Raw genomic sequence first — 26744 nt, forward strand, 5'->3', positions numbered from 1 at the left:
TCAATTGCAATGATCAAGTTCAACTTGAGCGAATCTATGATGTCGACTCAAAGACGGGTGACATCTATGACTTATTAGCAGTGGCCTATGCAGCACAAACGACATGTGAAATTTTTAGCTGTGACAGAAGACTCTTAATAGTCTGCAAACAAATGACTGTTCCTCATAAGTGCTTTAAGTCAGTCATGTGTGATCTAGATAGCAAAGAAGACCTTTTCTCTAATGACCACTTCGAACTCTGTAAGATGCACGATCCGAAAGGAGATGATCCATTCTTCCACTTTGCATCAAACACAAGATGCAAAGAATGCTGTAACAACATCTGCGTCTTCCCATTAATCCCTAGGCATAGCATCAAACCACCAAAGCCTTAGAAGCTGACCAATCGATGGAGCGACTCTTTCGAATCGTTACGAGCCATACGAGATCGCACACCATCGATTCGGGGAGCGGAGCCGATTGGATCAGATTCTTGGGCGTGGATGGCAGCGGCCAAGCTAGGGAAGCCGAGTTTCTTTGGTTCTTTCTTGGGGCGGCTCAGCCAAGAAAGAACCGCCGTCTGCGTAGGACGCCACCCGGCAGCGATGGTTCATCAATCGGAGCCGAAGGCGACCTCCTCTAAATTCTTCCAACTAAAAAGGCCGCTCCATCGGAGCGGCCTTTTCTTCTCTTCAATCAAATAAACCTAGCGTAGCGTCTACCCGCCAAACTGATAAAACAAACTCGCCTGTGTACAACACCCGCTGAAGCCGAGCGATTTATACACCGTTTCCATACACACGGCTTCCCTGACGACGCCCGCCAAGTGATCTAAGGCGTCTTCCAGATCGAAGCGCACCTGTACGTCCTCTAACGGCGACAGGCCTTTGTCCATTCGGAGCTGATCGATAAACCAGCGGCGGAATTCGTCGGCGTCGAACAGGCCGTGGAGGTAGGTTCCCCAGACGCGGCCGTCGGGGCGGGCAAAGCCGAGGGGATCGCCGCTGTTGTCGCGCAGGGCGATGCGGAGATTCTCGGACAGCGGTTTGGTTTCGCCGTGGTGGATTTCGTAGCCGTGGACCCGGCGGCCTGATTTGGAGTGCTGGCCCCAGGTGCGGGTGAGGGTCTTTTGCGGCAGCAGCGTGGTCTGGACCGGGAGCAGACCAAAGCCGTCCACGCGGGTGGTTTCGGACTCCAGCCCGTAGGGGTCGTCCACGATCTCGCCGAGCATTTGGAAGCCGCCGCAGATGCCGACCACCTTGGTTTTGTGGCCGCCATTGGACAGCTCGCGGATCACGGCGGCGATGCCGGAACCTTTCAGCGCCTTCATGTCCGGCACCGTGGATTTGGAACCGGGGATGATGATGGCGTCCGGCTTGCCGATATCATGGGCGTCGCTCACCACGCGGATGCGCACATCCGGCTCGGCATGGAGCGGGTCGATGTCATTGAAATTCGATATGCGCGGCAGGTCGATGACCACGATATCCACGCACTCGTCCTCGGGCATCTTGCTGCCCTCGGGGCGGAATCCTTCCTTGAAGGAAACCGAATCCTCCTCGGGCAATCCAAGGGACTGGATGTACGGAATGGTGCCCATGACCGGCTTGCCCGTGTGCTCGAACATCTGCCCGAAGGCGGGGTCCAGCAGACTGGCGTCGCCCCGGAAGCGGTTGATGATAAACCCTTCCACAAGGTCGCGTTCCTGCGGGGTGAGCAGGTTCATGGTGCCGACAATGGAGGCGAACACGCCGCCGCGGTCGATATCGCCCGCCAGCAGCACGCGGGCGTCAGCATACTTGGCCATGGCCATGTTCACGATGTCATGGTGCTTGAGATTCACTTCGGCCGGGCTGCCCGCGCCTTCCAGCACGATGATGTCATGCTCGTTGGCAAGGGAGTCGTAGGCGGTCTTGACCGCTTCCCACGCGCGCGGTTTGTAGCGCACGTATTCCTGCACCGACATGTTGCCCACGGGCTGGCCCATGACGATGACCTGCGAGCCCACATCCGAGCCGGGCTTGAGCAGCACCGGATTCATGCGCACATCAGGCTTGAGGCGACAGGCCATGGCCTGCGTCACCTGCGCACGGCCCATCTCGCCGCCCGTATCCGTGACGAACGAGTTGAGCGACATGTTCTGCGCCTTGAACGGAGCCACCGAGTAGCCGTCCTGCAGGAAAATTCGACAAAAGGCCGCTGTCAGCACGGACTTGCCCGCGTTGGAGCTGGTGCCCTGCAGCATCAGCGCCGGGGTGCGTTTGGTGCGCTTGATGATGGGCGCGCGGGCCGTGCCGCTCACCGCTTCCATGGCATTGATGAGGCGCTCGTTGTCCTTCTCATTACGCACGGCCACGCGGAACCAGTTGTTGTCCAGCCCCTCGTAGTTGCCGCACAGACGGATGGCGATGTGGTGTTCGGCCAGCAGCCGTTCATAGAGTGGCACTGCATCCTGTCCGATGCGGTCCACGCGGCAGAGCAGGTAGTTCGCCGTGCCGGGGAGCACCTTGATGCCCGGGATTTCGCGCAGTCCTGCCGCCAGATTTTCGCGCAGCAGCGCGGTCTGTTCGCGGGTGTATTTGCCATACTGCACATCGCGCAGGCAGCGTGCGCCCACCTTCTGGGCGAGCACGTTGACCGACCACGCGGGCATGGCCTGCTTGATCTTGAGGATGACGTCCGGGTCCGCGAAAGCCAGCCCCAGACGGATGCCGGGGATGGCGTAAAATTTGGTCATGGACAGGACCGTGATCACATTGGACGGCCTGTTTCTGATGAGGCGGTCCGTACCGTCAGGCAGGAAGTCCGCAAAGGATTCGTCCACGATGAAGCGGCACTTCGGGAACATCTCCGCCACTTCGCGCAGGTCGGCAGCGGAAAAGGTCGTGCCCGTGGGATTGTTCGGGCTGCACAAAAACACCAGCGACGGTGTGCGCAGCAGCGATCCCATGGCCGGGAAGTCCACGTGAAAGTCCTCGGTCATGGGCATTTCCACGGTCTTCACCCGGTGCGCCTTGCAAGCGCGCGCGTAATCCACATAGGCAGGCGAAGGAATGATGGCCTGTCCATATCCGCCCAGTCCGGCGATGGTGAACAGCAGCTCCGATGCGCCGTTACCCGCGATCACCTGCGTAGGCCACACCTTGTAGACCTCGGATGCGGCCATGAGCAGGTCATGCGAATCCGGGTCCGGATAGGAGTCCACGCTCTGCAGCGCCTGCCCCACCACCTGCCCGAGCCACGGCGGCGGCCCCAGCGGATTCACATTGGCGGAGAAGTCGAGGATTTCCTCGGGAAGGCATCCGGCCATCTCGGCCATCTTGCGCAAGTTGCCACCATGGGCGAACTTCTGCTCATCCAATACATCAGGAATGCCTGCAAAAACGGATTGCTTGACCATACGTAAAACTGCCAACCTCTTGAATTTAAGGGCCGAATTTTAGCCCTGCGAAAACAAGTCTAGAAAATGTCGAGACTCAAATCTCTTCTACGTCGAATACGGTTGGGAGACAAGGGAAAATAGAAGGAAGATGCCTACGGCGTGCCCTCGCCGGGCGGGCGTCTCCGACGGGTCAGGAACCCTTTGTAAAGGGTTCCCGACACCCTCCTAAACTTTTTTGCGCTCGCTTCGCTCGGGGGGCCACTAATTACTTGGCTATCGCTCAATCCCCCTTCCCCAAAACGAAGCCCTGCACCAGCCCTTGATTCATAAGGCGGGAATCACACAAAAGCCGCGTTTCTTTGGTTCTTTCTTGGGGCGGCTCAGGCAGCCTCAGCCGTTGCCAAGTCTTCGAGGCTTACGGATGAGGACAGCAGAGATAGAAAGAACCGCCGTCCGCGCAGGACGCCCCCGGCAGGAATCTTGCCAGCAATCGGAGGCCGCAGGCCGACCTCAGCTCTCTTACTGCCTTCAGTGCCAAAGGCGCCTCTTCCATAAAAAAAAGCCGCCCGTCCCCGGGCGGCTCCCCACTCCCTCAAATCCCCACAATCACCAGAACTTGAGAAAATTCCAGATTCCCTTCTTCCCCACATACTTCTTGGGATTCTGCACAAACTTCGTCATGCACCGGGTATCGCAGAAGTAAAACACTGCCCCTTCCCAGTTCAACTGCCGCACGCCTTCGCTATTGCAATCCAGCTTCTTGCCACACACCGGATCACGGGCAACAATCTTTGCCTCGGGTTCGCGATACCGATCCTTGGAACAGACGCACCCCTGACCACCGCATACATTCGACATAGCCGCCTCCTTTGCCGAAAAATCCTGACAGAGACCTATCTGGATGTATTTTAACACATCGCGATAAAGGGTGCATCTATCATGGGAAAAGCCCGTGGGGCGTGGTATTCAAACAGCTGCTCCAGTCCAAAAGAGTTGACAGGCGCAGACAATAGAGTTGAACTACCCCTCCAAATCATATCTACGCATTAAGGAGAGAGAATAGATGCGAAGCAAGAAAATGACTGGTGGCTTGGAAAAGGCCCCTCACAGGTCGCTGCTTTACGCGACCGGATTGTCCAAAGAAGAAATGGACAGGCCGCTCATCGGCGTATGTAACGCCGCCAACGAAATCATCCCCGGTCATGTGCATCTAGACACCATTACCGAGGCCGTTAAGACCGGCATCCGCATCGCGGGCGGTACCCCCATGGAATTCCCGGCCATCGGCGTTTGCGATGGTCTGGCCATGAACCACGAGGGCATGAAGATGTCCCTGCCCAGCCGCGAAATCATCGCCGACTCCGTGGAGATCATGGCGACCGCGCACCCGTTCGACGCCATCGTCTGCATTCCCAACTGCGACAAGATCGTCCCGGGCATGCTCATGGCCATCCTGCGCATGAACATCCCGGCCGTGGTCGTCTCTGGCGGTCCCATGCTGGCCGGTCGCAAGAAGACCGCCGACCTCATCAACGTCTTCGAGGGCGTGGGCAAGGTCAAAGCAGGTAAAATGACCATGGAAGAGCTGGAAGACTTTGAAAAGTCCGCCTGTCCCACCTGTGGCTCCTGCGCGGGCATGTTCACTGCCAACTCCATGAACTGTCTTTCCGAATCCATCGGCCTGGCACTGCCCGGCAACGGCACCATCCCGGCGGTCATGTCCGCCCGTACGCGCCTTGCCAAACAGGCAGGCATGCAGGTCATGGAAATGCTGGAGCGCAACATCTGCCCGCGTGACATCGTCACCGAGAAGGCTGTGCACAACGCCGTGACCATGGATATGGCGCTGGGTTGCTCCACCAACACCACCCTGCACCTCCCGGCCCTGTTCGCCGAGGCGGGCCTCGACCTGAATCTCGAGATGTTCAACGAGATCAGCAAAAAGACCCCGAACCTGTGCAAGCTCTCCCCGGCAGGCCCTCACTTCATGGAGGACCTGAACGAGTCCGGCGGCATCCCCGGCGTCATGAGCGAGCTGGTCAAACGCGACCTGCTCAACCTCGACGTCATGACCGTCACCGGTAAGACGCTGGGCGAGAACCTCAAGGACCTCGACGCCAAGGTCACTGACACCAACATTGTTCGTCCCATCGACAACCCGTACTCCGAGGAAGGCGGCATCGCTATCCTGTACGGAAACATCGCTCCCGAGGGCTGCTGCGTAAAACAGTCTGCCGTGGCTCCCGAGATGATGCAGAACACCGGCGTGGCCCGCGTGTTCAATTCGGAAGAAGAATGCGTCGAGGCGATTCTGGGCAACCAGATCAAGCCCGGCGACGTGGTTGTTGTCCTGTACGAAGGCCCCAAGGGTGGCCCCGGCATGCGCGAGATGCTCACCCCCACCTCTGCCATCTCCGGCATGGGTCTGGGCGAATCCGTTGCGCTGATCACGGACGGTCGCTTCTCCGGCGGCACCCGCGGCGCTGCCATCGGGCACATCTCCCCGGAAGCTGCTGCTGGCGGCCCGGTCGGCCTGATTCAGGAAGGCGACAAGATCGAGATCGACATCCCAGCCCGCAAGATCAACCTGCTGGTAGACGATGCCGAACTGGAAGAACGCAAGAAGACCTTCAAGCCGGTTGAGAAGCCGGTGAAGTCTGCCTTCCTGCGCCGCTATGCCAAGCTCGTCACCTCCGCCTCCCGCGGTGCCGTGTACGAGAAGTAAGCGCTGAAGCAATTAATCGAGCGGGGCTGGTAGCTGATGCTGCCAGCCCCGCTTTTTTGTCCTCACAATTAATAATTGTACTGAGGACGCCACAGTTGCAGTATCCACTACAATATTAACGACATGACTCTGAAGAACGGAGGGTCACATGAAAATGAAAGGTCAACGCGTCCTGATGTTTGTGGACGATGTATTTGAGGATATGGAGTTGCTGTATCCCTACTACCGCCTGATCGAAGAAGGCGCTGAAGTTGTCGTGGCCGGGCCGGAAGCCGGTGCGGTCTACAAGGGCAAGCATGGCTATCCTTTCCGCTCCACCGCCGCCATTGCCGATCAGCAGGCTGGCGATTTCGACCTGCTCGTCATTGCCGGCGGTTTTGCGCCGGACAAGCTCCGCCGCGATCCCAAGGTGCTGGAGCTCACCCGTGAAATTTTCGAAGCTGGAAAGATCGTCGCCCACATCTGTCACGCCGGATGGATCCCCATCTCCGCTAAGATCATGGACGGTTTCACCTGCACCGCCACCCCCGGAATCAAGGACGACCTTGAAAACGCCGGTGCCACCTGGGTCGATGAAGAAGTCGTGGTGGACCGCAATCAGATCTCTTCCCGCAAGCCGGACGACCTCCCGGCCTTCTGCCGAGCGATCATTGAGCAGGCGACCCGCTAAGGTCATCCTCTTTCGCTATCGACAAGACAAAGCCCCTCGCGATTCAAATTCGCGAGGGGCATATTTTTTCTCTACGGAACACTGACCCCAGAAAACGAGAAAGCCTCCCGGAGGAGGCTTATTGTTTTCTCGTGTGCAAATAAAAGGAAGATGCTTTCTATAAAGCATACGTCGTGCCAAACACTCACACAATTTCAAATAAAAATTTTATCGCATCAATTCAGTAGTTTAGACATGTCCTCTCTGCATTCTTGATACATCAAAACAACGCCCAAAAGTACAAACAATTGAACTTCCAGCGTATTACGAGGTGTCGAGGCTAAAAATTTGTATTCTCACCACGCGACGCAAAAAGTGATTCTAGTCGGTAGAGGCAAAACGAAAAGGTGGATCCAAATTTCATCGTAGGCAAGAAAACGAGAAAGCCTCCCGAAGGAGGCTTGTTGTTTTCTCGTGTGCAAATAAAAGGAAGATGATTTCTATAAAGCATACGCCGTGCCAACCGCGCACAGAATTTCGATAAATGTTTTTACAGTATATTTTCAGCAACTTACAGGATGATCTACCAACAACATCATCAAGATGAAAAACGGCTTTTGGTACAAACAATTGTACTTGCGGCCGATTAGGAAGTGTTGAGGCCGAAAATTTGTATTCTCTCAGGGGGGAAAGTGTGATTCCAAAAAATAGAAGCATACCCTTTCACCGTTCCATCATCATACAACCGACAATGTCGAAAGTGACACCGGACCAATTTCATATCGACAGATCCGATCGAGTACCGAAATGTTGAAGACGGGACAGGAATGCAGTGAATGCTCCAGACGCCAAAAACGAGAAAGCCTCCCGGAGGAGGCTTGTTGTTTTCTCGTGTGCAAATAAAAGGAAGATGCTTTCTTTATAGCATTCGGCGTGCCAAAGAATTGTGCAACTTCAAAATTATTTTTTACTCGCATTATTTCAGTGTGTTACGGTGGAGTAAACATTGACCCAACACTCTCTCCAAACATGCCTTTGGGTACAAAATATTTAACTTCTCACCATCTGGGGCTGTTCAGGACCAAAAATTTGTATGCCCGATCACGCTGCAGCGTCATCGCCTGACAGTGCTTCGACCAGAGCGCGAATAGGCTCAGCGGATCGACGAAACGCCTCCACCACGCGCGGGTCAAAATGGGTTCCCGAGCACCGCTCGATCTCCTTGCAGGCAACGTCGAAATCCATGGCACCACGATAGGGGCGGTTCTGCAACATGGCAGACAGAGCATCGGCGAGTGTGATGATACGCGCCCCAAGGGGGATCTCCGTTCCCTTCAATCCCTTGGGATACCCCTTGCCATCATAGCGCTCATGATGGTGCAGGACCATGTCCACAATGCCCAGTTTCTCCAGCGCGGCCACGGGGCGAAGGATGGCGGCACCACCCTCGGAATGTTTGCGCACGGCCTGCCACTCCTTGGTGCTCAGCGGGCCCTGCTTTTGCAGAACAGCATCCGGCACACCGATCTTGCCGATATCATGCAGATGGCCCGCCACATGGATGATATCAGCCTCGCGGGGGGAGAGCCCCATGGCCAGAGCCAGCGTGTGGGCCACTTGCGCGACCTCGTCTGAATGACGAGAGGTGTGAGGATCCTTGGCATCGATGGCGTTCCCCAACGATTCAGCAAACTGATGAAGAATCGTGGTTACAAACTGGGATGGAGAGCACGTTTTTTTCTCCGGCACCCGTGATGAGGCAGCTGCTGGGGAATGATTGTCCAACAGCATCTATGCACCCAGCCCTGCCTGTGCCTGATCAAGATGCGCCATATTGCGCACGATGGCCCTCTGCAGGATGTTACCTTCACCAGCGCCTTCCACGGCAGACTGCTCTGCCAGAAGGAAGCAGGCCTTTGCTTCATCGAACTTGCCTGCCTGCTGATTCACCAGCCCGATATTGTTCCGAACCTTGGCCATATGCAGGGGAGAGTCCATGGTCTCGGCGATCTGGGCAGCCTGCGCCAACTGAAACATGGCGTCAGCAACCCTGCCTGCATTGGCGGCCTTCATTCCTTCTCGATTCAATATACCCAACGTTCTTAAACGGCTCATATCGTACTCCTTGAGATTCCTGTTCCGTCAGTCCTGACGTATCCAACCCATCGGAAGGATCGATCGACAGTCCTGATCTGCATCGGCAGACTTTATTGATATTGAATTTCAATTTCAAGGATTATTTTACAGCTTTTCAAATTTATTTCCACCACCACTATATTTTCGCTACAACAATGGTGGAACTACCGGGTTTTGCAAATGATCTGATTTAGCTATGATTCCATGTGAGAATCATAAACATGAGTACAACGATTTTAACCGGGAGCAACCATGCCCTTTCGCCCCTTTCATCTGCTGACTGTCGCCGCCCTCCTCATCATGCTCATCTTCGCCTTGCCCGGCTGCAAGTACGGAAAGAACCAGCGCTATCAGGATGAGCTGAAAACATCTGTCACCTACACCCAGCGCATCGTGCTGCCGCCCAAGGCAATCCTGACCGTCACGCTGGAAGATGTTTCCCGCATGGACGCCCCTTCTGTGGAGCTCGGCAAGGGAACCATCCTGGCCGAAGGCCCGCCGCCCTTCATGGTGAGCGTACCCTATGACGCCTCCCGCCTGAGCGACTCGGCTCGCTATGCGGTGCGCGCACGCATCACTGAGAACAACAACCTGTTATTCACCAGCGACACACATATCGATCCTTTTACAGGACCGGCAGGTGAGACCGTAGAGATAGTAGTGGTACCGGTAGAGCGGTAGGACTCAAGAATATTATTGCGGCGGCAGCGGATTCAGTGGCGGCTCTTCAAGGGGCTGCCACTCTTTGTATAGTCGCTGATACGTCCCATCATCGATCATGGACTGGTAGGCTTCCTTCCAGACGCGGACCACTTCCGGGTCGGTCTTCTTGGAGATAGCCACGTAGAGGTCAACCTCGCGAATGGTATACACGACCTCCAGTTCGTCCGTGGATACTCCCGCCATTTTTGCGGCAGAAACAATGCCAAGCGACGACGTGACCATCAGGTCGAGGCGCCCATCCACCAGTTTTCGGTAGTTGTTGATACTGCCGATTGTGCTGTGCAGGTTCCTGAAGCCCTGTTGTTTCAGAAACTGCTCCCGGGCGTCCATGTGGTAAGTACCAATAGAGCCGACATGCTTGGCGTCCTCAAGCGAATTGATGGTTATTCCGGAGCCTTTCTTGGCGATGAGAAGCCACTTCAGGCGGAATAACGGCCCCACCCAGTTGAACAGTTTTTCCCGTATCTTGGTATAGGTGGTGGGGAACAGGGCCACGTCGGCTTCGTTCAAGGCTGCGTTGTACCCACGCTTCCACGGTACAACCATTATCTCGCTCTCAACACCGGCTCGGCGCATCAGTTCCTGCACAATGGGCAGCGACTCGCCCTTGGGCAAAGCAACCTTTCTCGCTTTGACCAGTGCATTGCCGGTAAGCTCGGTATAGACGCGCATCTCCCCTGCCAAGGCCGGAAGGGTCAAGGACAAAAGAAGCAGGATGGAAAGGAGAAGACGCATGTGCATACTCCCTCATTACCACATGTGAAAGGCTCTAGCCACTCTCCGCCACATGGATGGGATCGACCACACCAAGGGCGACGTGGAAGCGCTGCAACCGTGTGAGGGAGGCCTTACTCACGGCGTGTCCACGCAAGAGCAATGTCGTACCGTCCTTGTTCACCAGATCTCGGGCGATAATCATACCCTCTCTTAACTCTTCAACGGCGACCTGCTTGCTCTCGATGTACACACCCTTCTTACGCAGGTTGTCCAGCATGGCTTCCACCACTCTGGAGTCATATTTGGTGTCCTTGTCTTCCATCTTGAGAAGCACATCCACCGGGTCATGCCCGCCGCGGTCATAGTGATCCACATCGAGAGCGACCTTGATGATCCTCGCCTCAAGCGGCTGATCATCGTTCACGGTATCATGCTGGTGCGCAATAATTCCTGCCACGGGCTCGAGGCCAGGGATGTTCTCCAGCAGGTTGGAGGCAATGGCTGGATGCATTCCGAAAATCTGCTTCTCCTCAGGAGACAGGGGTTCGTTGTCGGCAACCTTGGCCACAATCTCCTCCGGGAGGGCCACACAACCGATATGGGAGAGCAGGACCGCCATCTCCAGATGCCACATGGGAGAAACGCCCAGCGTATTGCCCGCATCCACCACCATGGGTCGGATGCGCTTGGCAAAACCCATGGCAACCGGGTTGACCATGTCCAGAATATCCACCATGGCGCGAATGCTGCCGAGCAGCGTCTTACGCTGGCCCCCTTCATCCCGTCGCCGCCGCATTGCCTGAGTCACGGCATCAGCAAGAGCCTTCGGCTCACACGGCTTGGTCAAGTAACGAAAAACGTCACTGTTCATCGCAGCCACGGCGTCCTCGAAGGACTCCCGCTTTGAAAGAATGATACGCATAGTCCGGGGATGCTTCCTGCGAACGTATTCAAGGAAATCCAGCCCGTTCTCACCACCAAGCCCCAGTTCGGCGATCACGACAGGGCACTCTTTGTGTTCCTTGAGCAAGGCCACGGCCTTTGCATAGGACCCGGCAAGGAGCATCCTGCACTTGACCGGCAGCTTGCATTCCAGCTTCTTCAGTTCCGCATCGCTGTCATCCACGAATAGGATGGGTATAGACATTTCCTGCTCCCGCTAGTCCGAAACTATCTCATTGGTGTCTGCATCAAGACGGAATATGGGGGCCACCATATCCTTGATCACCTTCTCATGCCTGCCGCTGATGACCACGGTTGTTCCGGGATAAACCATTTTATCTGCCGACACTCGCTTCTTGGCCATGTTGGTCCGATTGTCCTCCACCAGCGCCTGCTTGGCCTCGACAATGCTGCGCTCTTCTTTCTGGATTCTGCCGCGCACCTTGATGAGCTCCGCCAGAATTCTTCGATCCTCCTCCGGCGCCTTCATCAACTTGGACAGGTCAAAGTCCACGCCAATGGTTTTGTCGAGCTCGGCCAGTTCCTGCTTGAATTGTTTCCGTGCAGCATCGAGCTTGTCGCACTCGGGGCACTCGAACCGGATCTCCACACAGGTCTCCACGCCGGACTTGTTGCCGATGACGGATGCGTGGATGGAGTCGTAACTGATGATATGCCCGCCGCTGATGATGCCCTGCTCGCCAAGGACCTGCACCTTACCCTTGGCCGTTACCGTACAATGGGCCATTTCCTGATCGGCATGCACATCGCCCCCCGCCTCCACAATGGCATTGCGGAAAAAGTGGGCGGACACGTCACCTTCTGCCTTGATGACGTTGTTGCCGCTCATGATCACGCCACCGGCAACGACGAGACCGCCCGCGAGGATGTCCGCTTCCTCCACCACGCCGTCCACGACGACGTCTCCGGCGCACTCCACGACAAAGCCGCATTTGACGTCGCCCTTGATGTGAACGGAACCTTCCTTCGCACGAATGTTTCCAACAGAAAAATCGACGTCCCCCGGGATCTCAAGCATGTCCACCACTTCAAGGACATCATTGCGGAAGCGGGCCACGCCAACCCGCGTGGCGGTGTAAACCACCGAGTTGTCTTCCTGAAGCGTGGCCTCAATCCCGTCGCCCACTATGAGTCTGAGGGTCTTCACTTCAGGTGGCTTGATGGGGTTCCCATAGAGGTCGCTGCCATAATCGCCCACCATGGCAGGATACAGTGTACCGATCACATCCCCTTCGGCTACGGAGTAGATATCCGCCCGCTCGCGAAAATCCATGCTCCCGTCGTCGCGCAACGTGCCCGCGGAAGTCCCGGCACTGAACGCCAGACTGAGCATGGCATCCCGGCCTTCCCCGGGGTAGTTTCCTTGGGCGAGTGTCACAGTGACGGTTTCCCCTGTCGCCTGGGCCTGCTTCAACCCTTCTTCCAGCGCACCGTAATCCAGATCAAGGGGAATGCCCTCCAACGCCTTAGGTATCGTCCTCAACAAACGATCCATGGTCACAGGTTTGCCAAAGCAATCTTCATGATCCACTTCCATGGACAGTGACATCTTGTCCTTGGACATCATCCAACACGGCTTGACCCGAATGCCGGCATTGGTAAACACCACCCGTCCCCAGACCGTGGCCTGCAACGCACTCGTTTGCCCGTTGAACCGGCAACCGGGATTATCCGCCACAACAGGCGGATACGAAATATCCTCAAGGCCCTCCTTGGTGGCAAGCAATTCGGCAGGAGGCAACGAAACAAAGTCGCCGCCGGGCGGCACGGGCTTGGACAGTTCTCCAAGGGGCATCAGTGTGCGTGCAAGGGCTGTGGCGGTGTCAGACATGGGCGCGACCTTTCCGGATATAAATTCAGGAGTTGGCTCTAATTACCACGCATGCAACACAGAGGCAAACAATCTCGGTATATTGGGGAAATGAAGTCGAAAATCAGAGCTCCCAATTGTGTGAACGGAAAAGGCCCGACCCAACTTTCGTTGGACCGGGCCTTTGTATTGCCTTTGGGAAAAGCAGACTATCTTGCGATCATGGCGCGGAGATGGTCGGCGCAGTTTTCCGTGTTGTGGCACATGTCATCGAGACAATCGATGAAGTGCATGAGCTGGTAGATATCCTTGAAGTCAAGGTCCATGGCGTACAGCTTCTGGTGCAGTGCGTTCTTGAGCTTACGGACGCTGTCGCGCTCGGCGCGGACCTTGCGGTAGCAGGCCTTGGTGCCTTCGCGGTCCAGGGACTCGCCGTGAACCAGTGCGATGGTGGCCTTCAGCGCGGGGCCGAGGAGAACCGTGGTGCGGGACACGCCGTCCAGCAGGTAGATGAGGTCCTTCTGGATGGACTCGGGGATGATAACCTTACGCATGGCAAGCCAGTGCAGGGCATCCTGTGCGGAGTCCAGAATGTTGTCCTGGAACTTGGTGTAGTTCAGGAACAAGGGTTTCTCCACTGCCATGAACAGGCCTTTGGGCAGGTGGTTGCGGAGATTACGCTTGATGGAGTCAGCGTGGTTCTCGATTGCATCGATGGTGCGGGTCAGTTCCTCGAACTCGCGACACACGCCGCCGGAGACGTAGCACTCCAGAGACTCGTCAATAGTGGCAACGCACTCAGCGATCTTGTCGTAGTGTTCAACCAGACCATCCATGGGGCTGCGCTTGGCCAGAAGACCGAAAAAGGGAATCTTGAGAATCATATCTATAACCTCTTGAGAGTATTGTTCTATTAAATTTTTGTATTCTAGCTGTAACACAACCACTTGAGCAGCACAAAGAAAACAATGCTGGTCAGAGCGGCGATGGGTACAGTGGCGATCCAGTATGCCACGATGCGCAGAAGCACGCGGAAGTCAACTGCATGGAAGCCGCGGGCAAGACCGACGCCAACCACGCCACCGACAGCAGCATGGGTGGTGGATACGGGCAGCCCAAGGTTGGAAGCGACCAATACAGTGGAGGCGGCGCCGATATCAACGGCAAAGCCACGGGTGTTGGTCAGCGTGGTGATCTTGGTACCAACGGTCTTCATGACCTTGTGGCCGAGCACGCTGATACCCACGGCGATACCGAAGCCACCCAGCACCAGCATGGAGGTGGGGACATCGGCCTTTGCCAGCAGCTGATGCTCCTTGGCGATCAGGTAGATGGCAGCCACGGGACCAATGGCGTTGGCAACGTCGTTGGCGCCCTGAGAAAGGGCCACGTAACAGGAGGTACCGATCTGCATCTTTCGGAAGATACGCTCAACGCCTTCTGCTCCCTCCTCCTCATCAATAACAATGCGGGAGGTGAACAAGCGACCGATGGCCCAGGCGGCAAAGGCCACGCCCAAAGCGACCATCAGAGACAGGCTCCAGTGCAGGTGCAGGCTTTTTCCTGCCGGCGTCTTGTACAGGAAGGACAAGGCGATCATGAACAGGGCAAGGGCGATCCAGATGGGAGCCCACCGTTTCGCCTGTTCAATGAAGTGATGCTTGAATAGAATATATTTCCTGATGTGAGAAAAGATAAAGAACGCAATACCTGCGGCCAAAAACGGCGAAATGATCCACGACATGACAATGCCGCCCATCTTGAGCCAGTTAACCACGGAGGGACCGCCTGCCACCAGTCCGAAACCGGTGATGGCACCCACGATTGAGTGTGTTGATGAAACAGGTAGCGATGTTAGAGTGGCAACAAGCACCCAGACACCTGCAGCCAGCAGGGCTGCGAACATACCTATCATGATCAACTTTGGATCGGTGATGGCCGCCGGATTGATAATACCTTTACTGATAGTAGACGTAACCTGGGAGCCCAGGAAAACCGCGCCTACGAAGTTCAGGATACTGGCGATGAACACGGCCTGGCGCACGGTGATGGCTCTTGCGCCCACTGCCGAGGCCATGGAGTTGGCCACATCGTTGGCCCCGAGGTTGAAGGCCATGAGAAACCCGGCCCCCAGGGACATGTAAAAGAACAGATCGTAGATATCCATTTTTAGGCCCCTCTTCCGAGGGAGTTGGTTAAAACGTTGCTACGTGTCGGCTGACTGCGGCTTGTTCAGGCGGAAGCAAAAACGCGCTCCCACCGTCCCTTCACCGTACCCATCGTGCCATATTTCACCATCGAAGTTCTTCACAATACGACGGCAGATGGCGAGGCCGAGCCCCGAACTGCCTGAACCGTCAATGGTATTCTCATCCACGCGGTAAAACCGCTCAAAAACTTTGGTGCTGTGCTCTCGGGAAATTCCCGGGCCCTGATCCTCCACACAGAACACGATGGACTCGCCATCGTCCTCGGCGGAGACGGTTATCACCCCATCATCCGGGCTGTACTTCACTGCGTTGTTCAGAAGATTGTGGAAGACGTGAAGCAGTCCGTCTGTTTCGGCCATGACCATCATTTCGTCATCTGGAGTGCGGGTTTTTATGGAGATATTACGCTCCGTGGCCCACGGGGTGACGTCATTCACTGCCCGGCTCATGTGCATTCTGCCGGACATGGGCTCCAGACGCAACTTTTTGCCCATCTGTTCTGATTTCGCCAAAGCCAGCATGGACGAGATGACCTTGTCCATATGGTCGGCGTTCTTGAGCACAATCTCCATAAAGAAGCGGGCATCGTCCATCTTTGCCGGAGGATTGTCCAGCAAGGTCTCGGTATATCCTTTAATGGAAGTGAGCGGCGTACGGAGCTGGTGGGAGGCGTTCGCCACGAAATCCTTCAGCCCCTTCTCACTGCGCTTCATCTCCGTGATGTCATAGAAGACCAGAATCATCTTGCGCATCCGCTTGTGGTCAAAGCACGGTACGGCCGACACTTCCACGGTGCGGGAATCCATCAGGTCAATCTGGATCGACTTGTCACTCTCGTCCGGATTCTCCATGAGTTCATCCACCAGATCCTGTATCTCAAACCGGCGCGTCACCTCGATAGGGGTTCGGCCGATGGAGCTTTCTGCCAGATTGAACATTTCATCGAGGGCGGAGTTGAAAGATTCGATGCGCCCAGAGGAATCCAGTGACATGACGCCTTCGCGCATGCCTTCAAAGATGGCCTGCAACTGTCCCTTCTGATCTTCAATCAGGCGGACATTACGCTCAATGGACTTGGCCATGGTGTTGATGGACTGGGCAAGGGACATGAACTCGCCACCGGGCAGCACGCGGATGCGGGTGGAGTAATCCCCGTCGCCAATGGATTTGGCCAATTCGGAAAAGGATGTGATTTCGCGGCTCATGTTGCGCGACATGATCAGGCTCATGACCGTGGCAGCCGCCAGCACTATGAGGAAAATCCAGATAAAATTCAGTTTGAGAGAGTCGATGCGGTCACTCACGGCGGAAATGGGAACGGCCAATCGCAGGATGCCGTCCGGCACGTTTTTCTCGCCCTTGAGCTTCACGGCAGCGTACAGCATCTCCTTTCGCAGGGTATCCGAGTAACGGATATTGATGCCACGCCCTTCCACATGCGCCTGTACGACCTCCGGGCGTTCACTGTGGTCGTCCATGGTGTCGAGGCCGGTGTATCCTACTTCGGAATCGGCCAGCACCTTGCCGCCCTTGGCAATATAGGTAATGCGCGCTCCCAGGCGTTGCCCCAAACCATCCACCCATTTGGCAAAATCCTGCTCATTCTCGAACAGGCCGTGAGTCTTGATAAGCCATAGCACGGAATCAAGCTCGCTCATGGAGCGCTGCTCGGTTTCCTGCAACAGGTCATCTCCCACCAGTTCGGAGGAATAGTAAAAGACCACCACCAAAGCCGCCAGGATCAATCCCCACGACCACAGCAGGATCCGCATTTGAAAGGAGCGCAATTTCATTTCGTTTCCTTGTCGGTTGTGAGCTTGTGAGCGCTCGACATGGTCGAACACCCCTCCCCACAACGCGTTGGCTCTGTAACATAATCGTTCCGCAAATGTAACGATTTATAATGTTACGGTTCTGTTACAATAGATATTCATCAAATATATCAAACCATTGCAACAGATATGTGACACTTTTACACCCAATTGTGTCACAGACAAAAGCCACACATTCGGGGACAAGCCAACCTTCATGCATATGAATCACAACATTCTCATACGCCATGATAATTTCACAAAATTCATTTCATGAACGACGCAATGAACGGCGAATCTATTGTTCGCCGTACACCCACTGCCTACCGACCGAGAGTGTTCAAGCTGTCAAAATCAAAAAGGGAGGTGCGCCGAAGCACACCTCCCTTAAAAAAACATTTGATCGATTCGCTGCTAGAAGCCGCGCATGCACTCCATCAGGTAGACAGAGACTTCAATGCGCACCACGCCGTTTTCTTCGGCAAGGCGAACGTTGTTCTCGGGAATCAGGGCCATATCTTCGGCCACGTTCAACCATTTGCCCATCAACCACTCAGAGGTCACGCCGTTCTCGTCCATTTCCTTACGAGTATAGCTCTCGGCAATCGTCCATTCATCGTCTTGTACTGCAGGCATATCGCTTCTCCTCGCCGGCTGCTGAAAACCGCGTGATTGCTGCGTTGCCAGCCTTAAAGTAATCCTCGACGTAGCGCTGCTACGCCTCCGGTTCCTTTATGGCTGTCGCCTTGCACTCACACGCTTTTGAGCAGCCTCACTTTAATCGTTATCCATTAAATATATGTCCGCGGATTCATTCCGAGCAGACAAAAAGCTTCATACGTGATGGTGCCCCACCATCCGGCCAGGTCTTCGGGTGTGATGATTCCCGGCTCAGGTCCGCCGAGAAGCCATGCCCGATCACCGGGTTCGACTTTGGTCCCTACGCCGAGAACGTCGGTCACGTCAACCGCCGTCATCTGCATGCAGACGCGGCCAAGGATGGGCACACGATGTCCCTTGATGTTCATATAGCCGGTATTGGACAGGCCGCGACTGTAGTTGTCCGCGTAGCCCACGCCGATGATGGCGACGGTGCAGTCGCGCTCGGCGACATGGGTCCAGCCATAGCTGATGCCCTCGCCCTTCTTGAGGGGATGCACCTGCATGACCGGGGCAGACACGTCCATGGCGGGCTTGAGTTCCTTGCCCAGATCGGCCCAGTCAGTGCCGTGGAAAGGGTTCCCGCCATACATGGAAATACCCAGACGCAACGAGTCGTAATGACAGTATTCATGGGCCATGGAGCCAGCGGAGTTGGACAGGTTCGCCTCCACCGCGAATCCGGCCTCACGGAACGCGTCCACGATGCTCTGGAACAGGGTCCCCTGCTCCTGCACCTGCGCCTTGTGTTCAGGCATGTCCGCCTTGGCCAGATGGGAAGTGACCATCACAGGCTTGAGCTTGGGGTGGGCCTTGAAAAATTCGATGACCTCGCCAACGCCTTCAGGACGGAAGCCAAGGCGACGCATGCCGGTGTCGAACTTGACTGACACTTCCAGTTCGCCCTTGGTCTCGGCCATCTTCGCAGCCTTTTCCAGCTGTCCCATATTCGCCATGGCTGCCAGAATACGATGCTGCCACAGCGCTTCGAAATCACCGTCATCATGGGGGCCGAGCAGCGCCACGATGCGCTTGTCGCAACCGGACTCACGCAATTTGGCAGCTTCGTTCACAAAGCCAACCGCAAAGGTGCCTGCCTCGTCATCCAGCGCCCGCGCCACTTCGGCCACGCCATGACCGTAGGCATCAGACTTGATGACCGGGATGACGTTGTCGCAGATGCGTTTGAACAGGCGATGGTTGTGGCGCAGATTGTCCAGTCGGATCTGCACCTCGATCTTGTTGTAGTCGATCATGTCTATTTCCGTTTGAAGAGCTTTTCGAGGTCCAGCGGATTCCACTTCACCACAATGGGACGGCCATGGGGGCAGTATTCGCGCTCCGGAGTCTGCAACCAGACCTCCAACAGCGCCAACGCCTCGTCCACGGCCAGCGGCTGGTTCGCCTTGATGGCGGTCTTGCAGGACATCATGATCCAGAGATCATCGATGGTCTTGGCCTTCTGGGCCAACGCATCGGTAAGATATTCCCGCGCCTTGCCCGTGTCGAGGGTCGGCGGGATACCCCGCACGAGCAGCTTGGAGCCACCGTCCATCTCGAGCATGAAGCCCATGGAACGCAGGCCGTCCCACAGCTCCCGCAAGACTTCGGCTTCACTGGGATGCAGGCTCATCTCCAGCGGCAGCGCCAACGGCTGCGAGTCGCCCTTGGTGCGTTCTTCGCGCATGGCGGCCAACAGTACCCGCTCGTGAGCAGCATGCTGGTCGATGAGCACCAGCGAATCGTCCTGTCGGAGGACCAGATAGGTATCGGCCACCTGGCCGAGATAGGTGAAATTCGTTCCCGCAAGCGTCACGCCCTGCGTGGCTCCCGGCCTGGGTGCTGCCATGGGCTGAGAAGCTGCGGATTCAGTGATGGTGTAATCTTCATTGCCACCCATATCTGCGCCACCCATATCTGCCATTCCAGTGGATCGCACCGACGGCGCAACGGGCAGCGGGATATCCTTGGGCGGATTGTATTCGGACTGATATTCCCGGTAGGTGGAGAACTTGGACCCGCTCGACATACTCGCAGGCTGATGGCTCCGTTTGGCCGGAGACGAACTGCCGATGCTGTCGGTGTTCACTCCGACAGGAGACCCCATGGGCGAACCTCCGGACGACGGAGAGAAGGACGACATGGACGGAGTGGTATCTACATCATTAATAGAAGACAGGGCCTGCATGATACCGCCACGAATGGTGGAGAACACACGGCTCTCCTCGATGAACCGCACTTCCAGCTTGGCCGGATGCACGTTCACGTCCACCTCTTCGTTAGGCAACTCAAGGAAAAGCACGATCTGGGGATACTCGCGGGAGATGAGCATCCCTTTATATGCCTGCCGCACCGCGCTGAGCATCATCTTGTCCTGCACGGGACGACCGTTCACGTACAGCAGGATGCGGTCGCCACGTCCCTGTGCCGTGGCAGGCGACCCGGCAACACCGTGGGCGCGATAGCCTTCGCGCTCGAAATCGAATGGATTGAGCCCTTCGCATACTGCCGGAGGCCAGAAAGTCTGGAGACGGGTGGCCAGATCCTGCCCGGGCGGCAGGCGAAACATCTCGCGCCCGCCCACGGTCAGGGAGAAACCCGCCTTGAGATGGGCCAGGCTGATACGCATGAGCGTGTCCTGGCACCGCTTGTTTTCTGTGGATTCTGTCTTGAGAAATTTGAGCCGGGCCGGAGTGTTGGAGAACAGGTCACGAACTTCAACCCGTGTTCCCGACGCCAGCGCTGCCGGACCTTCCTCAGCCACCTCACCTCCGCGCACCTCGATGAAGGCGGCCTCGTCAGCACCTTTCTGGCAGGAAGTCATGGTGAAACGGGAAACCGAAGCAATGGATGGCAACGCCTCGCCACGAAAACCAAAGGAACCGATGGAAGCGATATCCTCGAAGCTACGGATCTTACTGGTGGCATGACGGGTCACGGCCAGATTGAGCTGGTCCGCAGACACGCCCACACCGTTATCCTGCACCAGAATCAGCGAACGCCCGCCCTTTTCCACGGTCACGTCCACCCGGGTAGCCTCGGCATCGAGCGAATTCTCCACCAATTCCTTGACCACGCTCGAAGGGCGCTCAACCACCTCGCCCGCAGCGATCTGGTTTTTCAGCCCCGGAGGCAGCACCTGAATGACAGGGAGATTATCCATAGTTCCTTCTTGCAAATTATCCTGCTGACCTGAGGCGGTTCAAACGCATTCGAGCGCTAGGCGACAGGTGCAAATTCACCGAAGGCGTAGCAACGCTACGTCGAGGATGGATTTGTGCCTGGCAACGACGCGATCGGATGCGTTTCAACTGCCTCCTTTAGAAATTCATGAGGTTGAAACCGAACTCGAAACGCTGATCGTTGGGCTTCATGATGAACCCAAGGTTCAGGACGTAACAACCGGAGGACCATTCAAGACGAAGGGCGCGTTCCAGATCCCGTTCCTTGTTGAAATCATGCCGCCACTTGGCAGAGAGCAGAAAGTCCTCGCTCACGTTCCATTTACCACCCAACTCAATAATGGACATGGTGCTGTCACGATAGCGTTTGTATTCGTCGATCTTGACCAGATAGTCGTAGCCAATGGAGAACTCACCCAGTCCTTCCTTGAAGACCCTGATGGTGCTCTCACTCTTGGTCAGCCCCGCCTTATAGGGCGAGAACCAGGTACGGGAGATCAAATCGATATAATCCTCAGGCCGCACTGTCAGTTCAGCCATGACATCGGAGAACGGACGACGCTCGTATTCACCGAGGGAATCCTTACGATTCGCCTCATTCCTGTCATAGGACTGCTCCAGACGGAAGATCAAGAAATCGAGGTAATCCGACACAACGGCAGCCTTGGGCGAACCTTCCTTGCCGGGCGACAGCTTCACGGTCTCACGGCGACGGTCCAACACGTTGGTGATGGAATAGGTCACTTCGTCCTTGGCCTGAATGCGGTCAAACTCGTCAAAGTATGCGTACTTATCCTGACCAGTGATGGTGGGCGTATATTTATAGGCCACACGCGGCACGATGGAGTGCTTGAGGCGCGTCCAACGCGAAGTTCCGGCCAGTGAAGGCTCGGCCTTCACCTCGTCAGACAGGGAGTAGACACGGGTCATCTCGCTGAAAGCATCAAAACCAGTGGTGTAGGCAAACCGTGACTGGCTGCCGTTCTTGGTAGCGTTGGTATCGATATTCTGCGTGCGACCACCGGAATCCACGTAGGTCTGGTTGCCGTATCCATCGTAATCAACATTGTAATAGGTGTAATCACCCGACACGAACGGAGTGAATGTCACGTAATCAGTGGACAGGGGCATCTTGAGTTCCGGCGTAGCCCGGAAGCGATGGCCGGTGTGCCCTTTGTTGCGGGCGAAGTAATCATATTTGGTCTCAGCGGCCACTTCGAACGGCGTGCCTGCGAGTTTCTGCTGGAAGGCAAAGGCCTCCAACTCGGGCAAGGTCTGGACAGTGGTGTTGTCCTCATCATCACCATTGCCGTTCATATACTCAAGATTCTGAATGTACTCGATCTTGCCGGTCAGGCCGAAGCGATCCCAGCTACGCGAAAGCAATGCTGTGGAAGTACGTGTGGTGGAGTCAATATTGTCGATGCCGCGGCCGAATGTATCCAGAAAATTCTCGCGGGTCTGGTCAAATCCGTTGGGGCCGTTCTCGAAATCACGCAGGTAGTTCTGATCGGATACCAGATCGAGGTCGAGCTTGACCTGAAGCTGCGGACTGCCGAGCCAACCGTCATATTTGCTGCGCACCCACCAGCGAGAGCTATTGGGCCTCACCAGTCCGTCGCTGTTGTAATCTTCCCATTCCTGCGCCTCGGTCTTGGCACGACGCTTGTCCTTCATCACATCCACCATCCACAAGCCTTTAGTGGAGGAGTCATTGGCGTGACGGAACTCAATACCCTGCTGATACCCACGGGAGGACATGAAGTTCTGATAGAGAGTCATGTCCGCTTCCTCACTGATGACCCAATAATACGGCAGGTTCATCTGGAAGCCGAGCTTCTTGCTGTTGGAAATGGAGGGCATGAGGAAGCCGGATTCCCGTTTCTGGCGACCCGGCAGGGACATGTATGGCCAGTAAAAGACTGGCACGTCCTTGATACGGAAGGCGGAGCGATACAACTGAACCTTGCCGTCCAGCTGGATGTCACCCTCTTCGGAGGTCACGGACCAGGCAGGCGTTTCGCCTTCACAAGCCGTCACCTTGGCGTTCTTGAAGGTGTAGGAGTCGCCCTTTGCCTTGCCCACGCGCTCGGCCTCGACATAGATGTGCGGTTTGGCCATGAACAGTTTTCCGTTCTTGAGCCAACCGGTCATATTGTTGAGGTCGAACTCGCCTTCGTCCGCCTGCAGGAAATCGCCACCCCACTGGGCGCGGATGTTCCCCTTGAGGAAAACCCAGCCAGTGTTCTGATAGTAGCGGGCAAAATCAGCGCGCAACTGATCCTTACCCAGCGCCAGTGTGCAGTTGCCAAAGGCCTCCACATACTCGCTGGTATAGTCTCCTACCACGCGGTCTGCCGTGAAAGTCCACTCGTTCTGCTTAGGGGTTTCCTTGGGCGTATCGGGCACATACCTCCTGACATTGTTGAGCAGGGGATTCTTGCCCAACAGCGTCAGCGGGATGCAGAGGGTAAAGATCAAGACCAGGGTCCCAACCCCGAATATGGTGCGCTTCCGTTTCAAATAAACCTCTGTCTACCGGGACCTGAGATAGGGGTTGTCCTGAGCCAGATAGTTCTGCACGTAATCCTTTGCGCCATCCTCAAGGGAGGTCATCTCCACGTCGCAACCGGCGGCGGCCAGTTTGCTCATGTTCGCCTCAGTGTAATACTGATACTTGTCGCGGATGGACTCGGGCATCTCGATGTATTCGATGTTGGTCTCCTTGCCCATGGCGGAGAAGACAGCGTCGGCCAGCGCATTCCAGGAGCGCGGAGTGCTGGTGCCGACGTTGAAGATACCGTTGACGTCCTTGTTTTCCAGCAACCAGGCCATGATGTTGACCACGTCCTTGATGTAGACGAAATCGCGCTTGGATGCGCCGTGGGCGTAATCGGGATGATAGGATTTGAAAAGCTTGAGCTTGCCGGTCTCGGTGATCTGCTTGTGCGCCTTGCAGATGACGGAACGCATATCGTTCTTGTGGTACTCGTTGGGACCGTAGACGTTGAAGAACTTCAGGCTGACGATCTTGTCGAGGATGTTACCGTCCTTGGCCCACAAATCAAAAAGCTGCTTGGAGTAGCCGTACATGTTGAGCGGACGGAGACGATCGATGCCCTCGTGGTCATCGTCAAAGCCGTACTCACCGTCGCCGTAAGTGGCGGCACTGGAGGCGTTGATGAAACGGGCGTCGTTGGTCAGGCAGTGTTTGCACACGTACTGGGTGTAGCGGTAGTTGTTCTCCATGAGGAAGTCCGCATCCAGCTCTGTGGTGGCGGAACAGGCACCCATGTGAATTATGGCGTCAGTCTCAAAGACATCGTCACCCTCGACAATGTACTTCAGGAACTGGTCGCGATGCAGGTAATCCTCGTACCGCAAGCCAACGAGATTGTTCCATTTTTCGCTAGTGGAAAGATTGTCCACCACCAGAATGTCGGTGATGCCCATCTGGTTGAGCTTCCAGACCATGGCGCTGCCGATAAACCCTGCGCCGCCGGTGACTATATACATGTATGCTCCTTGAATTTCGCAAATCAAACCGTTCAACTGAACGGTAAACGCTTCTTTATACTGTGTTCGCGCCTGAGAAGCAACCTGCGCGCCATGGTATTTCCTAAACGGAACGCATGAATATTTATCATATTTTTTTTAATCACCCCCTTGCCTCAGTACATCGGCTAGCGTATATTAACAGCCTGTAAGAGCATAATGCCGTTTACATGTTCTGGAAACAAGCCCTAAAGGAGTGAGATCATGAAACAAAACAAGAAGCTGCTTTTGCTGGCACTGGTTGCCGCAATGACATTGTCCTTTGCCCTGGTCGGTCCGGCCAGCGCAAAGATGGTCAAGAAGGTCGATAATTTTATCTTCTTCCTTGATCAGTCCGGTTCCATGGCCCAAAAGCACCAAGATGCCGGAAAGAAGAAAATCGACATGGCCATTGAGACCATGCAAGCCATGAACAAGGCCGTTCCCGCGCTGGATTACACCGCTGGCACGTTCCTGTTCGCCCCGTTCCAGGCAGTCTCCCAGCCCGGCGCCTACAATCAGTCCGGCATGATGAATGCCATTGGTGGCATCGGCACCGACTTTGACATTTTCAATCGCCGCACCGACATGGGCGGCGGCCTCATGGACATCGACCCGGTCATCGCTGGTCTCTCCGGCAAAACCGGTCTGATCATCTTCACCGACGGTAACGCCAACTACGGCGCAGACCCCATCGCCCAGGCCAAGGCCCTGTACTCCAAGTACGGCGACAAGCTCTGCATCCACGTTGTCAGCTACGCCGACACCCCGCATGGCAAGATGGTCATCGATGAAATCCGTGCCCTGTCTTCCTGCACCGTGGTTGCCGACTACGCCTCCCTGATGGCTCCCGGTGCCATGGACAAGTACGCCAAGGACGTCTTCTACGAAGAAGTTGCTGACGCACCCAAGGCAGCACCGGTCCCCATGGCCAAGGAAACCATCACCTTCAGCCTGCACTTCGGCTTTGACAAGTACCAGATCACCGACGAGATGATCCCGGTTCTGGAGCAGGCCAAGATGATCCTCGAAGAAGATTCCAACGCCATGTTCGAAGTCGCTGGTCACACCGACGCCACCGGTCCTGAAGCTTACAACCAGGGCCTGTCCGAGCGTCGTGCCGCTTCCGTCAAGAACTGGTTGGTCGCCAACGGTGTCCCCGCTTCCCGCCTGGAAGCCAAGGGCTACGGCGAACTCAGCCCCAAGTATGACAACAACACCAAGGAAGGACGCAAGCTGAACCGTCGCGTCGAAATCCAGACCAAGTAAGGCTTGAATACAAGGCCGGGTAATTTACGTTGCCCGGCCTTTTTTTGTTCATTTTTCATTGTCCGTCATGACGGCTCAACCGTTGGCAGACGTATTATTCAGGGATTACAAGCCGGTAGCAGAGAGTTGACCGGGACCACTTTTGGACCTACTATCAGGGCTGCTTTGACTGCTCCGAGCAAGGAATCAAAACATGACCAAATATATCATTTGTGCCGTCATCACGGCTGCGCTTTGCCTACCCCTGTCCGCCCAGGCCCAGGAGGCCCAACAGGCTCCTGTTGATGTGGCCGCGGCAGCTCCCGGCAATGCCAAAACTCCCGTCACCAGTAAAAATCTGCCGCTCTATCTGGATGAAGATCTGGCCAGCAAACACGCTGATTTTTCCAGCTTTGCCAAAACCAAGGTTTCCAGCCTGAACCGGAACCACCGTCTCTCCAAGAGCCGGATGCAGATTATCCCCCAGCCTGACGGCACCTATCGCGCACGCTACCACTCCATCGATGACCAGTCTCTGGTCTGCAAGGTGCGTCGCTCCAAGTCCAAGACCATTCCCTACGTAGCCATCCTCTCCTACAAGGAGAAAGTGTACGAAGCAGTGGGAGCCAGCCCCGATGCCTGCCGCAAGGCCGAGTTCATCCCGGTGGCCATCATTCCCAACCGCCACATTTTCAGTTTCAAGAAAGGTCGTTGGCAGTAGAACGAATTTCACGACAGAAAAAAGGGCAGACTTCACGGTCTGCCCTTTTTGTTTTTGACGGGATGGGAACTATGTGAAAGTCAAAAGGGGAAGTCGCCTTCGGCTCCATTGATGGGTGACTTCGCCTCCGGCGGCCAAGGACTCGCGCCCTTGGAACCCTCATATGCGCCTTCGGCGCGAAGAATTTTTGCGCCGAAGGCGCAGGATGGGATTCCAAAGGGTATAGCCCTTTGGCCGCCGGAGGCGAAATCACCTGACAACGCCGCGTAGCGGCATCCTTATTTCTTCTATTGC

General features: G+C 55.9%; 20 protein-coding genes. 5 read left to right on the plus strand and 15 right to left on the minus strand.

From position 1 onward, the window contains the following. Positions 1-697 precede the first annotated feature (697 nt). The gene (locus HFN16_RS03460; protein WP_168889370.1) at positions 698-3379 is read right to left on the minus strand and encodes a cobyric acid synthase; all 2682 of its coding nucleotides are present in this window, start codon (positions 3377-3379) and stop codon (positions 698-700) included. A gap of 588 nt (positions 3380-3967) precedes the next feature. Continuing rightward, entirely contained in the window at positions 3968-4219 is a 252-nt protein-coding gene (locus HFN16_RS03465) for a YHS domain-containing protein (RefSeq protein ID WP_168889371.1), read from the minus strand. 205 nt (positions 4220-4424) lie between these two features. Here HFN16_RS03465 and ilvD point away from each other — a divergent pair, with 205 nt between their 5' ends. Continuing rightward, the gene (ilvD, locus tag HFN16_RS03470; RefSeq protein WP_168889372.1) at positions 4425-6086 is read left to right on the plus strand and encodes a dihydroxy-acid dehydratase; all 1662 of its coding nucleotides are present in this window, start codon (positions 4425-4427) and stop codon (positions 6084-6086) included. A 148-nt stretch (positions 6087-6234) separates the two neighbouring features. Further along, the gene (locus tag HFN16_RS03475) at positions 6235-6756 is read left to right on the plus strand and encodes a type 1 glutamine amidotransferase domain-containing protein (protein ID WP_168889373.1); all 522 of its coding nucleotides are present in this window, start codon (positions 6235-6237) and stop codon (positions 6754-6756) included. A gap of 1080 nt (positions 6757-7836) precedes the next feature. Here HFN16_RS03475 and HFN16_RS03480 read toward each other — a convergent pair. Both HFN16_RS03480 and HFN16_RS03485 read right to left on the minus strand, forming a co-directional pair. Further along, positions 7837-8526 carry an HD-GYP domain-containing protein gene (locus tag HFN16_RS03480; protein ID WP_168889374.1) on the minus strand — a complete coding sequence of 230 codons (690 nt, stop codon included), beginning with the start codon at positions 8524-8526 and terminating at the stop codon, positions 7837-7839. Further along, a complete protein-coding gene (locus HFN16_RS03485; protein ID WP_168889375.1) occupies positions 8527-8850 on the minus strand; it encodes a tetratricopeptide repeat protein in 324 nt (107 codons plus the stop codon). Between the two features lie 273 nt (positions 8851-9123). Between HFN16_RS03485 and HFN16_RS03490 the strand changes: the two genes are divergently transcribed. Next, positions 9124-9552, plus strand: coding sequence for a YbaY family lipoprotein (locus tag HFN16_RS03490; protein ID WP_168889376.1), 429 nt, complete (start codon positions 9124-9126; stop codon positions 9550-9552). 12 nt (positions 9553-9564) lie between these two features. Here the strand turns inward: HFN16_RS03490 and HFN16_RS03495 are convergent, their stop codons facing one another. The 11 genes from HFN16_RS03495 to rfaD form a co-directional block, all read right to left on the minus strand. Beyond that, the gene (locus HFN16_RS03495; RefSeq protein ID WP_168889377.1) at positions 9565-10329 is read right to left on the minus strand and encodes a transporter substrate-binding domain-containing protein; all 765 of its coding nucleotides are present in this window, start codon (positions 10327-10329) and stop codon (positions 9565-9567) included. Between the two features lie 34 nt (positions 10330-10363). Beyond that, on the minus strand, positions 10364-11458 hold the full coding sequence (locus HFN16_RS03500) for an HD domain-containing phosphohydrolase (protein ID WP_168889378.1): 1095 nt from the start codon (positions 11456-11458) through the stop codon (positions 10364-10366). Positions 11459-11470: 12 nt separating this feature from the next. Next, positions 11471-13105 (minus strand): FapA family protein, encoded by a 1635-nt coding sequence (locus tag HFN16_RS03505; protein ID WP_168889379.1) that lies wholly within the window; start codon positions 13103-13105, stop codon positions 11471-11473. Between the two features lie 188 nt (positions 13106-13293). Further along, complete coding sequence (locus HFN16_RS03510) at positions 13294-13968, minus strand: DUF47 family protein (protein ID WP_168889380.1); 675 nt, start codon at positions 13966-13968, stop codon at positions 13294-13296. A 44-nt stretch (positions 13969-14012) separates the two neighbouring features. Then, positions 14013-15251, minus strand: coding sequence for an inorganic phosphate transporter (locus HFN16_RS03515; RefSeq protein ID WP_168889381.1), 1239 nt, complete (start codon positions 15249-15251; stop codon positions 14013-14015). A 39-nt stretch (positions 15252-15290) separates the two neighbouring features. Beyond that, complete coding sequence (locus HFN16_RS03520) at positions 15291-17087, minus strand: ATP-binding protein (RefSeq protein ID WP_168889382.1); 1797 nt, start codon at positions 17085-17087, stop codon at positions 15291-15293. 432 nt (positions 17088-17519) lie between these two features. Further along, entirely contained in the window at positions 17520-17741 is a 222-nt protein-coding gene (locus tag HFN16_RS03525) for a hypothetical protein (protein WP_168889383.1), read from the minus strand. Positions 17742-17896: 155 nt separating this feature from the next. Continuing rightward, positions 17897-19021, minus strand: a complete 1125-nt coding sequence (alr, locus tag HFN16_RS03530; RefSeq protein ID WP_168889384.1) for an alanine racemase — start codon at positions 19019-19021, stop codon at positions 17897-17899. 2 nt (positions 19022-19023) lie between these two features. Then, positions 19024-20928, minus strand: coding sequence for a DNA mismatch repair endonuclease MutL (mutL, locus tag HFN16_RS03535; RefSeq protein ID WP_168889385.1), 1905 nt, complete (start codon positions 20926-20928; stop codon positions 19024-19026). Positions 20929-21085: 157 nt separating this feature from the next. Continuing rightward, positions 21086-23470, minus strand: coding sequence for an LPS assembly protein LptD (lptD, locus tag HFN16_RS03540; protein ID WP_168889386.1), 2385 nt, complete (start codon positions 23468-23470; stop codon positions 21086-21088). A 12-nt stretch (positions 23471-23482) separates the two neighbouring features. Next, positions 23483-24463, minus strand: a complete 981-nt coding sequence (gene rfaD / locus HFN16_RS03545; protein ID WP_168889387.1) for an ADP-glyceromanno-heptose 6-epimerase — start codon at positions 24461-24463, stop codon at positions 23483-23485. Between the two features lie 243 nt (positions 24464-24706). Between rfaD and HFN16_RS03550 the strand changes: the two genes are divergently transcribed. Next, positions 24707-25750: an OmpA family protein gene (locus HFN16_RS03550; protein WP_168889388.1), complete on the plus strand. Its 1044-nt coding sequence runs from the start codon at positions 24707-24709 to the stop codon at positions 25748-25750. A gap of 193 nt (positions 25751-25943) precedes the next feature. Beyond that, on the plus strand, positions 25944-26450 hold the full coding sequence (locus HFN16_RS03555; RefSeq protein ID WP_168889389.1) for a hypothetical protein: 507 nt from the start codon (positions 25944-25946) through the stop codon (positions 26448-26450). Positions 26451-26744: the final 294 nt, after the last annotated feature.

This window comes from Pseudodesulfovibrio sp. zrk46 (genome assembly GCF_012516435.1).
GTDB lineage: Bacteria > Desulfobacterota > Desulfovibrionia > Desulfovibrionales > Desulfovibrionaceae > Pseudodesulfovibrio.

Bases quoted from the DNA above. Each gene is read 5' to 3' on its own strand.
- HFN16_RS03460 (WP_168889370.1), bottom strand. From the start codon at position 3,379: ATGGTCAAGCAATCCGTTTTTGCAGGCATTCCTGATGTATTGGATGAG.
- mutL (WP_168889385.1), bottom strand. From the start codon at position 20,928: ATGGATAATCTCCCTGTCATTCAGGTGCTGCCTCCGGGGCTGAAAAAC.
- HFN16_RS03495 (WP_168889377.1), bottom strand. From the start codon at position 10,329: ATGCGTCTTCTCCTTTCCATCCTGCTTCTTTTGTCCTTGACCCTTCCG.
- HFN16_RS03490 (WP_168889376.1), top strand. From the start codon at position 9,124: ATGCCCTTTCGCCCCTTTCATCTGCTGACTGTCGCCGCCCTCCTCATC.
- HFN16_RS03500 (WP_168889378.1), bottom strand. From the start codon at position 11,458: ATGTCTATACCCATCCTATTCGTGGATGACAGCGATGCGGAACTGAAG.
- HFN16_RS03485 (WP_168889375.1), bottom strand. From the start codon at position 8,850: ATGAGCCGTTTAAGAACGTTGGGTATATTGAATCGAGAAGGAATGAAG.
- HFN16_RS03515 (WP_168889381.1), bottom strand. From the start codon at position 15,251: ATGGATATCTACGATCTGTTCTTTTACATGTCCCTGGGGGCCGGGTTT.
- alr (WP_168889384.1), bottom strand. From the start codon at position 19,021: ATGATCGACTACAACAAGATCGAGGTGCAGATCCGACTGGACAATCTG.
- HFN16_RS03555 (WP_168889389.1), top strand. From the start codon at position 25,944: ATGACCAAATATATCATTTGTGCCGTCATCACGGCTGCGCTTTGCCTA.
- HFN16_RS03480 (WP_168889374.1), bottom strand. From the start codon at position 8,526: ATGCTGTTGGACAATCATTCCCCAGCAGCTGCCTCATCACGGGTGCCG.
- HFN16_RS03465 (WP_168889371.1), bottom strand. From the start codon at position 4,219: ATGTCGAATGTATGCGGTGGTCAGGGGTGCGTCTGTTCCAAGGATCGG.
- ilvD (WP_168889372.1), top strand. From the start codon at position 4,425: ATGCGAAGCAAGAAAATGACTGGTGGCTTGGAAAAGGCCCCTCACAGG.
- HFN16_RS03520 (WP_168889382.1), bottom strand. From the start codon at position 17,087: ATGAAATTGCGCTCCTTTCAAATGCGGATCCTGCTGTGGTCGTGGGGA.
- HFN16_RS03475 (WP_168889373.1), top strand. From the start codon at position 6,235: ATGAAAATGAAAGGTCAACGCGTCCTGATGTTTGTGGACGATGTATTT.
- rfaD (WP_168889387.1), bottom strand. From the start codon at position 24,463: ATGTATATAGTCACCGGCGGCGCAGGGTTTATCGGCAGCGCCATGGTC.
- HFN16_RS03550 (WP_168889388.1), top strand. From the start codon at position 24,707: ATGAAACAAAACAAGAAGCTGCTTTTGCTGGCACTGGTTGCCGCAATG.
- HFN16_RS03525 (WP_168889383.1), bottom strand. From the start codon at position 17,741: ATGCCTGCAGTACAAGACGATGAATGGACGATTGCCGAGAGCTATACT.
- HFN16_RS03510 (WP_168889380.1), bottom strand. From the start codon at position 13,968: ATGATTCTCAAGATTCCCTTTTTCGGTCTTCTGGCCAAGCGCAGCCCC.
- HFN16_RS03505 (WP_168889379.1), bottom strand. From the start codon at position 13,105: ATGTCTGACACCGCCACAGCCCTTGCACGCACACTGATGCCCCTTGGA.